Genomic DNA, 10,879 nt, shown 5'->3' with positions numbered 1-10,879 from the left:
ATGTCGTCGTCGACACGGCCGGCAAGCTGGACCATCTCCTCGCCCGCCGGTGTCGGCACATAGCCGCTGCGGTGGCGCTCGAACAGCCGGACGCCAAGCGCATCCTCGATCTGTCCGAGCCGGCGGAACACCGTGGAATGATTGATGCCGAGAGCGGCAGCCGCCGCCGGCAGCGCGCGCCTGTCGGCTATGGCCTTGATCAGGCGGAAATCGTCCCAGGAGAGCGATTTTGCCGATGGATGCGGGGCGCGGGTCATGATCTCAGTTTCCGGCGCGGCAGAGCCGCGTCAAGACCGGCACCGGCGATTGGCCGGTGCCGGGCGTAGTCCGGCTTCGATTGCCGCACGGCGCCTGTCAAGCGAGAGCGGCCTGCGGCGCGAGGGCCGGGCGGGCCGGGCGGATGGCGAGGGCGCCGTCGCCGATCAGGGCCTGTGCGAAAGCCGCCAGGGCGAGAAAGGCGGGATATTCCCAACCGCCGTTCGGAGCATTGAAGACCCAGCCGTTCGGGGCATGGACCGACAATGCGCCGAGCAGCAGCGGGACCAGCAACAGCGAGACATAGCGGCTGTAGAAGCCGAGCAGGATCGCGAGCCCGCCGAACAGCTCGGCCAGCATGATCGGCCAGGCGAGGAAGCCGGGAAGCCCGACCTGCCCGAGATAGCCGGTGAAGCCGGCCGGAGTGAAGATGACGAGCTTGAGATAGGCGTGGGCGATGAACATGACGCCGAGCGCGATGCGCAGGGCAAGGGCGCCGTAAGGGGCGAGGCGGGTATCGATCATGGCGGGTTCTCCGATGAAGCGGGTTGCTGTCGGAGATCAGGATCGGCACGGATCTTCTGCAATTCAAATTGTGATTTTCCTATAATATCATTGCGCGTGTGCAATGTTCTGACTCTGGCTTTTGGCGCCGGCATCGCCAATCTCTTGGCCAGCAAGGGACGCCGCCCTGCCGGTCATCGACCGGGGGCGTCCTCCTGAATCATCTCTTACGCGGAGGATCGTCGTCATGCAGATCAACGGACTTCACCACGTCACTGCCATTTCCGGGCCTGCCCGCCGCAATCTCGACTTCTATGGTCGCGTGCTCGGCCTGCGGCTGGTCAAGAAGACCGTCAATTTCGACGATCCCGGCACCTATCACCTGTATTACGGCGACGCCGATGCCGCGCCTGGCTCGATCCTGACCTTTTTTCCGTGGGACCATGCTGCGCCGGGGCGGCTCGGCGTCGGCGAAACGCAGGAGACCGTGTTTCGTGTTCCGGAAGGGGCGATCGGGTTCTGGACGCATCGGCTCGTCGAGCAGGGCGTGCCGCATGAGGCGCCGGTGAAGCGCTTCGGTGAGACCGTGCTGAGCTTCCGCGATCCCGATGGCATGCGTCTCGCTCTCGTCGGGCTGCCCGGCGTCGAGGCCGAGCCGTACTGGACCGATGGAGGCATTGGATCGGAGAACGCGATCCGCGGCTTTCACAGCGTCAGCCTGCTCCTGGCCGATGCCGCGCCGACGGCGGCGATCCTGACGGACGTGTTCGGCTTCGCCGAAGCCGCCCGCGAAGGGACATTGATCCGCTATGCGGCCGAAGGCACCAAGGTGGGCGGCGTCGTCGACTTGCGGGTTGCGGGCGGCTTCCTGCCGGCCAGGCAGGGCGCAGGCTCGGTGCACCACATCGCCTTCCGGGCCGCCGATGATGCGGCCCAGGACGGGATGGTGCGTCGCCTTGCGGAGAACCACGGCATCCGGACCACGGAGCAGCGCGACCGGAATTACTTCCGCTCGGTCTACTTCCGGGAACCCGGCCACGTTCTGTTCGAGATCGCGACCGACATACCCGGCTTCGCCGTCGACGAGCCGGCGGCCGAGCTCGGCCGCGCGCTCAAGCTGCCGCCCGGGCTCGAGGCGCATCGCGCCCAGATCGAGGCCGTTCTGCCAGCGCTCGACTGAGCCGGGCGCAACCGGGGCCGCTCTGCCTGCCGCCAGCGGGGGCAGGGCGGCCTCTCCGCTTTTCGAAGGGAAACGATCCATGACGCAAACCCATGCCGATACCGGCTTCATTCATGTCTTCGAGCCGGGCGCCGACCCGGCCCGCAAGCCGCTTCTGCTCCTGCACGGGACCGGGGGTGACGAGCGCGATCTGCTTGCGCTCGGCCGTGCGGTCGCGCCGGGCGCGAGCCTGCTCTCGCCGCGCGGCAAGGTGCTGGAAGGAACGGCTCCGCGTTTCTTCCGGCGGCTGGCGGAAGGTGTCTTCGACGAGCAGGATCTGATCCGCCGGACGCATGAGCTTGGCGACTTCATCGAGCAGGCGCGGGCCCGTTACGGCTTGCCGGCGCCGATCGCCGTCGGCTTCTCGAACGGCGCCAATATCGCAGCGAGCCTGCTGCTCCTGCGGCCGCAGGCCCTGGCCGGCGCGGCGCTGCTGCGCGCGATGACCCCCTTCCGCCATCCCGCGTCAGCGGATCTGGCCGGCAAGCCCGTACTCCTGCTCTCCGGCCTGCTCGATCCGATCGTCCCTGCGGCCGATTCGGCCGGGCTGGCGGCGCTACTCGCGAAGAACGGTGCTGCGGTGGAGCAGCGCAGCCTCCCCGCAGGGCACGGCCTGAGCCAGGCGGATATCGGCTTGCTGACGGACTGGCTGGCTCGCCACTGAACCGCTCGAGCGAGGCAAGGGGGATGGCTCCTGTGCCTCGCGTTCCATCCGCAGCGCCCTTACGTGCTGCCGCGCACGATGAGATGCAGTGCGAGATTCTGGAGCGGCTGCCGCGGTTCACGTCCGCCGAGGCGGTCGCGCAGCAAGGCGCCGGCCCTACGGCCGAGCTCATGGGCATCCATGCTGATCGTGGTCAGCCCGGGGGCGATCTCGCCGGCGGTGTCGTTGTCGCCGAATCCGAGGATGGCGAGATCCGAGGGGATCGCAAGGCCGCGGGCCCGGGCCTCGATCAGGGCCCCGGTCGCCAGGAGATCGTTCGCGCAAAAGGCAGCGTCGACCTTGTTTCCCCCGGCGAGCAGCCGTGTCAGGGCGGCTCGTCCGTCGGCGATGTTGCGGACGTCCTCCACGGTTTCGACCCGCGCGAGCGTCTGCCCGTTGCGCTCCGCTTCTGCGCGGAACCCCTGCAGGCGCAGCGCGCCGCGGCCGCCACTGCGGCCGATGAAGGCGAGCCGCCGATAGCCTTGCGCCGCGAGATGCCGGGCAGCCATGGCGCCCGCATCGACGTTCGAGAAGCCGACCAGCATGTCGATCGGATCGCGGGGAAAGGCCCAGGTTTCAACGATCGGGATGCCGAGCTCGCGCAATGCCTGTCGGTTCTCCTCAAGCTCGATGACGCCTGTGAACATCACTGCGGCCGGCCGCAGGCTGCGCAGCGACCGGATCATCGCGACCTCCTTCGCATAGGAATACGAGGTCTGCCCGATCATCAGCTCGTAGCCGTCTGCCTCGATTTCCTCCGCCAGGCCCTGGATCGCCAATCCGAACTGCTGGCTGAGGATGTTGGAGACGAAGGCCGCGACCAGCGTCGAGCGGCCCGAGCGCAGCGCCCGCGCATGCGGATTGGATTCGTAGCCGGTCTGGGCGACCGCTGCGAGCACCTTGCGGCGGGTGTTTTCGCTCAGCTTCTCCGGCTGGCGCAGTGCGCGCGACACCGTGATCGGAGAGACGCCGGCGATCTGCGCCACTTCCTCGATGCGGAGGGCCTTTGCCGCGGGGCGGGGCGCAGCCGCATGTCCGCTGACGCGCAAGACGTCGTCATAGGTCGCCGACATTCGCCCTCCCGTCAGACACGCCGTCTCAGCTCAATCCAAAGGCGGCGCGATCCAGACGGCGACCGACCTGGATCAGGCAGTCGCCGGATTCGCTGTCGCTGTGCAACCGGCGCGAGATCACCACGCCGGGCACCGCGAAGCGCAACTCGTCCTCGTTCAGCTCGAGGCGACCGAAGTCATGATACCAGCCCGCCAGCGTTCCGGCCGCGACCTCCGCTCCGCAATCCACCGCCGGCTCGAACCAGCCCCGCCGTGTCGCGTAGATCGCCTGTTCATGGCTCTGCAGCGCGAGCAGCGTCATGGGCCGCTCGATCGGTTCATGTGCGCCGAGGATCGGTTCCGCGATGCTGCCGAGCGTCATGAGCAACCGGTCGACGGCGCGCTGCGTGAGCGCCATGCTCTCCGGCGTGACGGTGCCGCCGCCGCCGAACTCGCCGGAAATGCCGATCGCACCGGCACGGGCCGCCGCCGCCATCGATGTCGGCGCCGCCGCGCCGTTTTCTGCCACGAAGCCATAGGGCATGCCGAGCGAGTCCATCAGCGCGAGCGCGCGCGCGAATATCTCCGGGCTGCCCTGCCGTTCGATCAGCGCGCAAGGCAGATGCGCCATCGAGGTGCCGCCCGAATGCAGGTCGAAGACGACATCGTGCCGAGGGAACAGCTCGGTTTCCAGGAAATGCGCGATGCGCTGAGTCGGCGTGCCTCCGGCATCGCCGGGGAAGGCACGGTTGAGGTTGCCCTCGTCGAGCGGGGAGCGGCGCCTGGCCGCGAAGACCGCCGGTGCGTTGGTGAAGGGCAGGATGGTGATCTCGCCACGGACCTGGCGGGGATCGAGCCGGCGGATCAGGCGCGTCAACGCGATCTCGCCTTCATATTCGTCGCCATGGTTGCCGGCCATCAGCAGGACGCGCGGCCCGTCGCCGTTCTTGATTCGGCAGACCGGCACCTTGACCTGGAAATAGGGCGAGCGGTCGACCGAGAAGGGGATGCCGAGATGGCTGATCGCCTTGCCGTTCGCGGCGAAGTCGAGCGCGTGGAAGAGACCGGTATGCATGGGAGCCTCGGGGCGCGCGCCGGCCTGCGAGGGGCCGACGGAGACCACCGGGCGAGAAGCGCCCGGTGGTCGGCAGGAGTAAGGGTTTTATCGGCGCGTCAGAGCGTCGGCAGGGTCTGCTCTTCCTTGAACCACTTGAGCTGGAGCGCGCCGAGCTTGCCATTCAGCTTGTTCGAGAAGATCGAGGTGTTGAGCCAGTTCAGCAGATTCTGCTCGCCCTGGCGGACGCCGATATGAGCCGGCGACTGGCGGATGACGAATTTCATCTCGACTTCCTTGCCGGGGTTCTGCTCCATCACCTTGACCGCGATGGCGCTGTTCTCTGCGAAGGTATCGGCCTGGCCGGCGAGATAGGCGGCGATGGCCGCCGGGGTGTCCTCGAAGCGCACGACCTTCACGCCCGGCGCGTTGTCGGTCAGCCAGAGGTCGAGCGTCGTGCCCTTGGCGACGGCGACGGTCTTGCCATTGAGGTTGTCGGGTTTCTTGCCGGTGGCGGCGGGGATCGACTTCGGTCCGTAGACGCCGAGGTTCACCACCGCGTAGGGCTGCGAGAACATGATCTGCTGGGCGCGCTCGGGCGTGGCACCGAGGCCGGCGACGAGCACGTCGATCTTGTCGGCGAGCAGGCTCGGGATGCGGGCGGCGCCGGTGACAGGCACGAGTTCGAGCTTCACGCCGAGATCGTCCGAGAGCAGCTTGGCGATGTCGGCGTCGAGGCCGGCGATCTCGCCCTTGGCGTCCTTGAAGCCCCAGGGGGCGGCATCGGTCAGGATGCCGACGCGCAGCTTCCCGGCCTTGAGGACATCCTGGAGCTTGTCGGCCTTGGCCGCGACGGGGGCGGCGAGCGCTGCGGCGGCAACGAGCCCCGCCATCATGGTCTTGAACAGGGACATGGGTCTTCTCCTCTGAGGTCTCGTGCAGCCTTGGACGTCGGCTACTTCACCGAGTTGATGAAACTGCGCAGCTCGGGCGTCCTGGGATTGGCGAAGAGCTCGGCCGGCGGCCCCTCTTCCCAGACCTTGCCCTGGTGCATGAAGACGATCTTGTTCGCGACGTTGCGGGCGAAACCCATCTCGTGGGTGACGAGGACCATGGTCATGCCCTGCCGGGCCATGTCCTCCATCACCTTGAGCACCTCGCCGACGAGCTCGGGGTCGAGCGCCGAGGTGACCTCGTCGAACAGCATCAGATGCGGCGCCATGGCGAGGCAGCGGGCGATGGCGACGCGCTGCTGCTGGCCGCCCGAGAGCCGTTCCGGCCAAGCGTCGATCTTGTCGGCGAGGCCGACGCGGCCGAGCACGTCGAGCGCCAGCGGGCGCGCCTGCGCCTTGCCGATCTTCTTCGTCAGCAACGGCGCCAGCGTGATGTTCTTCTCGACGGTGAGATGCGGAAACAGGTTGAAAGCCTGGAAGACGATGCCGACGCGCTGGCGGAACTGGCGCAGATTGGCCATGCCGGCGCTGACCGCCTGTCCCTCGACGGTGATCGAGCCGGAATCAATTGTCTCCAGCGCGTTGATGCAGCGCAGCAGCGTTGACTTGCCCGAGCCCGAACGGCCGATGATCGTGACGATCTCGCCCTCCTTGACGTCGAGCGAAACGCCTTTCAGCACCTCGACCTGGCCGAAGCTCTTGCGGACATCGCGGATTTCAACGAGCGCCATTGAGACGGGCCTCCAGGGTGCGCGACCAGAGAGTCAGGGGCAGGCACAGCGCGAAATAGATCGCGGCGACGATGCCGTAGGCGAGAAGGGGCTGGAACGTCGCGGCGCTGACCACCTGGCCGGCGCGGGCGAGCTCGACGAAGCCGACGATCGAGGCGAGCGAGGTGCCCTTGATGAGCTGGACTAGGAAGCCGACGGTCGGCGGCAGCGACATCCGCAGGGCCTGCGGCCCGATGATGTGGCGGAACTGCTGCCAGGTGGTGAGGCCGAGGCAGGCGCCGGCCTCCCATTGCGCCGGCTTCACCGCCTCGATGCCGCCCCGCCAGATGTCGCCGAGGAAGCCCGCCGTATAGAGCGTGTAGGCCATGCCGACCGCGACCAGCGCCGGCACCTCGATGCCGAGGAAGACCGGCATGCCGAAGTAGAAGAAGAACAGGAGTCCGAGCAGCGGCACGCCCTGGATGAGCTGGATCAGCCCGGCAGCGAGCCAGCGCAGCGGCGCGAAGCGGCTGGTGCGGGTCGTCGCCAGCAGCAGCGCGAGCGGGCCGCCGAAGGCGAGCGCGACCAGCACCAGGACGACCGTCCATTGCAGTGCGTGGACGAAGGAAAGAAGATCGATGAAGCCGAAGGAACGCATGGTGCCTGCTCTCCCTCAGCGCCTGATCGGCCAGCGGAAGGCGGCCAGCCCGATGACGGCGAAGAGCGCCTTGAACGCGATCACCATCGCGAAATAGATCGCGCAGACCACCGCATAGACCTCGAAGCTGCGATAGGTCCGGCTCTCGATGAAGCTCGCCGCATGGAACAACTCGCCGGCTGCGACCTGCGAGGCGAGCGAGGTGCCGAGCAGCAGCAGAACGAACTGAGCGGTGAAGGCCGGGTAGACGTTGCGCAGCGCCGGCGGCAGCACGATGTGGCGGAAGACCTCCCAGCGCGTCAGCCCGAGGCATTGCCCCGCCTCGACCTGGCTCTTCGGGATCGAATCCAGCCCGGCGCGGACGATCTCGATGGCATAGGCGCCGAAATAGAAGCTCAGCGCCACCGCGGCCGCCTCGAAGGCCGGCAGCTTCAGCCCGGCCGCCGGCAGCACGAAGAAGATCAGGAAGATCTGGATCAACGACGGCGTGTTGCGGAAGATCTCGATATAGGAGCGGACCGCCAGCCTGACCGGTTTCGCGCCGCCGCGCAGCAGGGCTGCACCGGCGACGCCGATCGCCAGCCCGACCACGGCCGCAATCAATGTCAGCGCCAGCGTGATCAGCGCCCCTTCGACGAACTGGTCCTGATAGCGCCAGAGCTGCTGAAAATTCATGCCCGCCTCAGCCGAAATGGGTACGCAGGACGCGCGTCACGCTACCGTCCTCGCCGAGGCCGAAGACGAGACGCCAGCGATCCAGGCAGGTGCAGGGATGGGAGATGCCGAGGCAAAGCACGTCCCCGACCTCGAGCCCGCTCTCCGGCGGCAGGCGCAGGAACGCATGCTGGTCGTTGAGCTTCTCGACCACGATACCGTCGGCTGCACCGGCGAGCTCCTGTCCGTCACGGTAGATGGAGAGCAACACCGGCAGGCCCTGATCGAAGGAGACGTCGCGCATGCCGAAGCCGGCGATGGCGAGCCCTGGCTCCGGCCGCGACAGCACCTCGGCCCAGAGCCGCAGCGCCGGGCGGAAGGCTTCGGCGGCCTTGAGCTTTTCCGCTCCGATGACGAGGCCGCCACGCTCGTCGAGCGCGGCGAAAGCCTTCGCGTAGACGCCGTGATCGGCGAAGAAGATCGCACCGCTGCGAAGGAGCAGCGTCGTCCGGCCATCTGCGGCGACGATTGGAGACAGGGCCGCGATCACGAGATCGAAAAAGGCCGAGCCGCCGGCGCTCAGGATGAGCTCCGTGTCCGGTTCCGCAGCCCGGACGGCGGCAAAGGAGGCGGCCGTGCGCGCCATCAACCGGGTGATGGCGGCTCGCGTCTTGGCTTGGTCGGGGCCCGCCACGGCCCCCTCATAGGTCGCGACGCCCGCTAGGCGCAGGCGCGGGGCGGCTGCGCGCACGGCGGCGATGACGGCAGCGACGGCGGCATCGTTGCGCGCGCCGGCGCGCCCGTCTCCGATCTCGACGAGGATTGGCAGGCCTGTCCGGCCGCCGGTTTCGGCGGCGATGGCGAGCGTCGCGACCGCTTCCGGGCTGTCGGCGAAGGCCGAGAGCTCAACATCCGGATAGGCGGCAAGCAGCGCTCCCAGGCGGCGCCCGGCGGTCCCGCCGCCGATTTGGTTGGCGAGCAGGAGCCGCCGCTCACCAGACTGCATCAGCACGGCTGCCTGCTGGATATTGGCGACCGAGGCGCCCCAGGCTCCGGCATCGCGCAACTCGGCGACGATCTCGGGGGACATCGGCGTTTTGGCATGGGGGGCGACTTCGGCGCCATGGGCGGCGAGATAGCGGAAGAACAGCGCGCGGTTGGCGCGCAGTGCGGCCTCGCCGAGCGTCAGGGCCGGCAGCGCCAGATCGCCGTGGCTCGGCCGGAGTCCCGCCTGCGGGAAGCGCGATGCCGGCGTCGGGGCCGCGAAGGGCACCCCGCGAAACGTGGCGTCCAGGACGGCTTCACCCTTCGCATCACTCATCTGCATGCGGCACGATCCCTGCGATTTAAGGCGGCTTAGCATCGAATAATTGTCATGACAACGTTGTCATTTGCCTGGTCCACATCTTCGAGCTGTTGCCGCGACGGTCATGCCTCCGGCGAGAGCTGCTGCCTGGGACGGTCGGGAGCAGGGCCAGATCGTGATGACGCCTTCGGCCGGCCTTCGAGCGGGCGATGAACAGAAAGTTCTCGCGCGAGCCTTCCGAAGCTGATTGCATCCGAGGCGACCCGCCACTATAAGCCGATCCGTCGGAGCGTAGCGCAGCCCGGTTAGCGCACTTGTCTGGGGGACAAGGGGTCGGAGGTTCGAATCCTCTCGCTCCGACCATAAAGCCCTTTAAAATCAAATAGTTGGAGGCTGGCGGTATCGCCGGCCTCTGGAATATTTGGGAACGAAACGGGGCTGAAATGCACCGTTCGGGACACAGAGTCCCGACAAATGTTCAGGGGACGTTCTCCGAATCGCGCGTCGCGTCAGGCGCACGAAGGCCTTGCCGAACTGCTCCTGGCTAGGAAAGGTTAAGCGCACCCCTCCAAGGCAGGATCGCTCCTTGACCGACAACAAGCTTCCTCCGGACCCCATGTATCAAGCCCAGAGCGAAGAGGAGTTTTTCGCCATTAGGGCGGAGTTGCGCGAGCAAGGCCGAAAGCTACGAGCGACCGACTATGCGAACGGCAAAGAGGGGCAGAAGCTCTTCGCCCAGCACCACCACGCGATGCGCCTCGCGGCGCTCAACGTTGCCGCTGATCACGGCAAAGCCTTTATTCGCAATGCAGTCTTGTTGAATGGCGGAGCAATCGTAGCTCTGCTGACGCTGCTCGGCGGGCTCTATTCCAAGACAGACGCCATCCCCAGGATGTTCCTTCCGGCCTTTACCGCCAAGCTGCAGCTTGGCATGAACTTTTTTCTAGCTGGCCTGATCTTCGCGGTCGCACTGGCAGGGATGGCTTATCTTCAGTGGTTCGCTTTCAAAGCGACGCATTTCAATGAAGGTTAGACCTCCAATAATGTATTGGGCAACAACCTTTTTGGCCCGGAAGATCCCGACACTGTGAACAAGGCATTCGAGCGTTGGGATACGGCTTCGGTGGCATTGGTCGCCCTCTGCACGTTGGTCGGAATCGCATCGCTGTCTTGCTTCGGGGCGGGCGCGCTGAAAGTTGCCAAGGCGTTTGCGTTCGTGGGACTGTTGCGCCTGCCATGATGCGCGGTTTCGGGGGTGTGTAGCGGGAGAGGGACACATACCCGCCCCCCCCCGCGCAGAACAAATCGGGTTCAGTTATCGCGCGACCGCACGAAAGGCCGCGGTATGATTCAGTGGCGGGGCACGGTGGGCTACGATTTTGCCTATAATTCTGATGGAAATCGCGTGACCGACGCCATGAAGATGACTAACTGGGCCCAGTCGATACCGGCGGTTATTTTCCGTTCGTTTCGAGCGGCCGCTTCGAAGCCGAAATCGCGTCTCGTACCGCCCGCACGACGTAGTCTGAGCCCTCATCAGACATCCGGCCTTATTCAACTAGGACCGCCCGCATTTCATTGCTCATTGCCATAATGTTCGTGGCCGACGTGGCTTGAGCAATCGCTGTCTCCGAGCCAACAAGATGTCCGCCATTCTGCAAAAGCCAATTTTGAAACCGATAAACCTGCGCGACAACATCGCCAGCGTTGCCGTTACTCACGGCATCGACTGCTTCGAAGTCTAGCGGGGCATCGTCGCATCGGCCGGGCCCTTGGCGGGCAGCGGCTTCGCCTGGTCGATCGTCGCCTTG

General features: G+C 66.5%; 13 protein-coding genes and 1 tRNA gene. 4 read left to right on the top strand and 10 right to left on the bottom strand.

Annotated features, from left to right (window positions below; all coding sequences use genetic code 11):
• On the bottom strand, positions 1 to 257 hold a 257-nt coding region (locus BGO20_RS06650; RefSeq protein WP_465246006.1), incomplete at its 3' end, for a LysR family transcriptional regulator.
• Positions 258 to 354: 97 nt separating this feature from the next.
• The gene (locus tag BGO20_RS06645) at positions 355 to 780 is read right to left on the bottom strand and encodes a DoxX family protein (protein ID WP_291660898.1); all 426 of its coding nucleotides are present in this window, start codon (positions 778 to 780) and stop codon (positions 355 to 357) included.
• A gap of 226 nt (positions 781 to 1,006) precedes the next feature.
• Here BGO20_RS06645 and BGO20_RS06640 point away from each other — a divergent pair, with 226 nt between their 5' ends.
• Both BGO20_RS06640 and BGO20_RS06635 read left to right on the top strand, forming a co-directional pair.
• Positions 1,007 to 1,939: a ring-cleaving dioxygenase gene (locus BGO20_RS06640; protein WP_291660897.1), complete on the top strand. Its 933-nt coding sequence runs from the start codon at positions 1,007 to 1,009 to the stop codon at positions 1,937 to 1,939.
• 79 nt (positions 1,940 to 2,018) lie between these two features.
• A complete protein-coding gene (locus tag BGO20_RS06635; RefSeq protein WP_291660895.1) occupies positions 2,019 to 2,642 on the top strand; it encodes an alpha/beta hydrolase in 624 nt (207 codons plus the stop codon).
• A 59-nt stretch (positions 2,643 to 2,701) separates the two neighbouring features.
• On the opposite strand, the gene BGO20_RS06630 is transcribed toward BGO20_RS06635, so the two are convergent.
• The 7 genes from BGO20_RS06630 to BGO20_RS06600 all read right to left on the bottom strand — a co-directional run bounded on the left by BGO20_RS06630 (position 2,702) and on the right by BGO20_RS06600 (position 9,083).
• Complete coding sequence (locus tag BGO20_RS06630) at positions 2,702 to 3,754, bottom strand: LacI family DNA-binding transcriptional regulator (protein WP_291660893.1); 1,053 nt, start codon at positions 3,752 to 3,754, stop codon at positions 2,702 to 2,704.
• A 25-nt stretch (positions 3,755 to 3,779) separates the two neighbouring features.
• The gene (locus BGO20_RS06625; protein ID WP_291660891.1) at positions 3,780 to 4,808 is read right to left on the bottom strand and encodes a succinylglutamate desuccinylase/aspartoacylase family protein; all 1,029 of its coding nucleotides are present in this window, start codon (positions 4,806 to 4,808) and stop codon (positions 3,780 to 3,782) included.
• Positions 4,809 to 4,906: 98 nt separating this feature from the next.
• Positions 4,907 to 5,701, bottom strand: coding sequence for a transporter substrate-binding domain-containing protein (locus BGO20_RS06620; protein ID WP_291660890.1), 795 nt, complete (start codon positions 5,699 to 5,701; stop codon positions 4,907 to 4,909).
• A gap of 41 nt (positions 5,702 to 5,742) precedes the next feature.
• Complete coding sequence (locus BGO20_RS06615; RefSeq protein WP_291660888.1) at positions 5,743 to 6,471, bottom strand: amino acid ABC transporter ATP-binding protein; 729 nt, start codon at positions 6,469 to 6,471, stop codon at positions 5,743 to 5,745.
• Positions 6,458 to 7,108 (bottom strand): amino acid ABC transporter permease, encoded by a 651-nt coding sequence (locus tag BGO20_RS06610; protein ID WP_291660887.1) that lies wholly within the window; start codon positions 7,106 to 7,108, stop codon positions 6,458 to 6,460. The genes BGO20_RS06615 and BGO20_RS06610 overlap by 14 nt, the downstream gene beginning before the upstream one ends.
• 15 nt (positions 7,109 to 7,123) lie before the next feature.
• Positions 7,124 to 7,783 (bottom strand): amino acid ABC transporter permease, encoded by a 660-nt coding sequence (locus BGO20_RS06605; protein ID WP_291660885.1) that lies wholly within the window; start codon positions 7,781 to 7,783, stop codon positions 7,124 to 7,126.
• A 7-nt stretch (positions 7,784 to 7,790) separates the two neighbouring features.
• Complete coding sequence (locus BGO20_RS06600; protein WP_465246015.1) at positions 7,791 to 9,083, bottom strand: alanine racemase; 1,293 nt, start codon at positions 9,081 to 9,083, stop codon at positions 7,791 to 7,793.
• Positions 9,084 to 9,353: 270 nt separating this feature from the next.
• Here BGO20_RS06600 and BGO20_RS06595 point away from each other — a divergent pair.
• Together BGO20_RS06595 and BGO20_RS06590 are read left to right on the top strand one after the other, a co-directional pair.
• Positions 9,354 to 9,431 (top strand) — tRNA-Pro (locus tag BGO20_RS06595).
• Between the two features lie 223 nt (positions 9,432 to 9,654).
• Positions 9,655 to 10,101 carry a hypothetical protein gene (locus BGO20_RS06590; RefSeq protein ID WP_291660882.1) on the top strand — a complete coding sequence of 149 codons (447 nt, stop codon included), beginning with the start codon at positions 9,655 to 9,657 and terminating at the stop codon, positions 10,099 to 10,101.
• A gap of 517 nt (positions 10,102 to 10,618) precedes the next feature.
• On the opposite strand, the gene BGO20_RS06585 is transcribed toward BGO20_RS06590, so the two are convergent.
• Positions 10,619 to 10,879: hypothetical protein (locus tag BGO20_RS06585; RefSeq protein ID WP_299857125.1), on the bottom strand; the 261-nt coding region annotated here is incomplete at its 5' end.

It is taken from the genome of Allobosea sp. 67-29 (assembly GCF_001898115.1).
In the GTDB taxonomy this organism is placed as follows: domain Bacteria; phylum Pseudomonadota; class Alphaproteobacteria; order Rhizobiales; family Beijerinckiaceae; genus Allobosea.
This window is presented reverse-complemented; position numbering and strand designations above follow the sequence as displayed.

Coding starts and splice junctions, on each gene's coding strand:
- BGO20_RS06645 (WP_291660898.1), bottom strand. CDS start 780: ATGATCGATACCCGCCTCGCCCCTTACGGCGCCCTTGCCCTGCGCATC.
- BGO20_RS06640 (WP_291660897.1), top strand. CDS start 1,007: ATGCAGATCAACGGACTTCACCACGTCACTGCCATTTCCGGGCCTGCC.
- BGO20_RS06635 (WP_291660895.1), top strand. CDS start 2,019: ATGACGCAAACCCATGCCGATACCGGCTTCATTCATGTCTTCGAGCCG.
- BGO20_RS06630 (WP_291660893.1), bottom strand. CDS start 3,754: ATGTCGGCGACCTATGACGACGTCTTGCGCGTCAGCGGACATGCGGCT.
- BGO20_RS06625 (WP_291660891.1), bottom strand. CDS start 4,808: ATGCATACCGGTCTCTTCCACGCGCTCGACTTCGCCGCGAACGGCAAG.
- BGO20_RS06620 (WP_291660890.1), bottom strand. CDS start 5,701: ATGTCCCTGTTCAAGACCATGATGGCGGGGCTCGTTGCCGCCGCAGCG.
- BGO20_RS06615 (WP_291660888.1), bottom strand. CDS start 6,471: ATGGCGCTCGTTGAAATCCGCGATGTCCGCAAGAGCTTCGGCCAGGTC.
- BGO20_RS06610 (WP_291660887.1), bottom strand. CDS start 7,108: ATGCGTTCCTTCGGCTTCATCGATCTTCTTTCCTTCGTCCACGCACTG.
- BGO20_RS06605 (WP_291660885.1), bottom strand. CDS start 7,783: ATGAATTTTCAGCAGCTCTGGCGCTATCAGGACCAGTTCGTCGAAGGG.
- BGO20_RS06600 (WP_465246015.1), bottom strand. CDS start 9,083: ATGAGTGATGCGAAGGGTGAAGCCGTCCTGGACGCCACGTTTCGCGGG.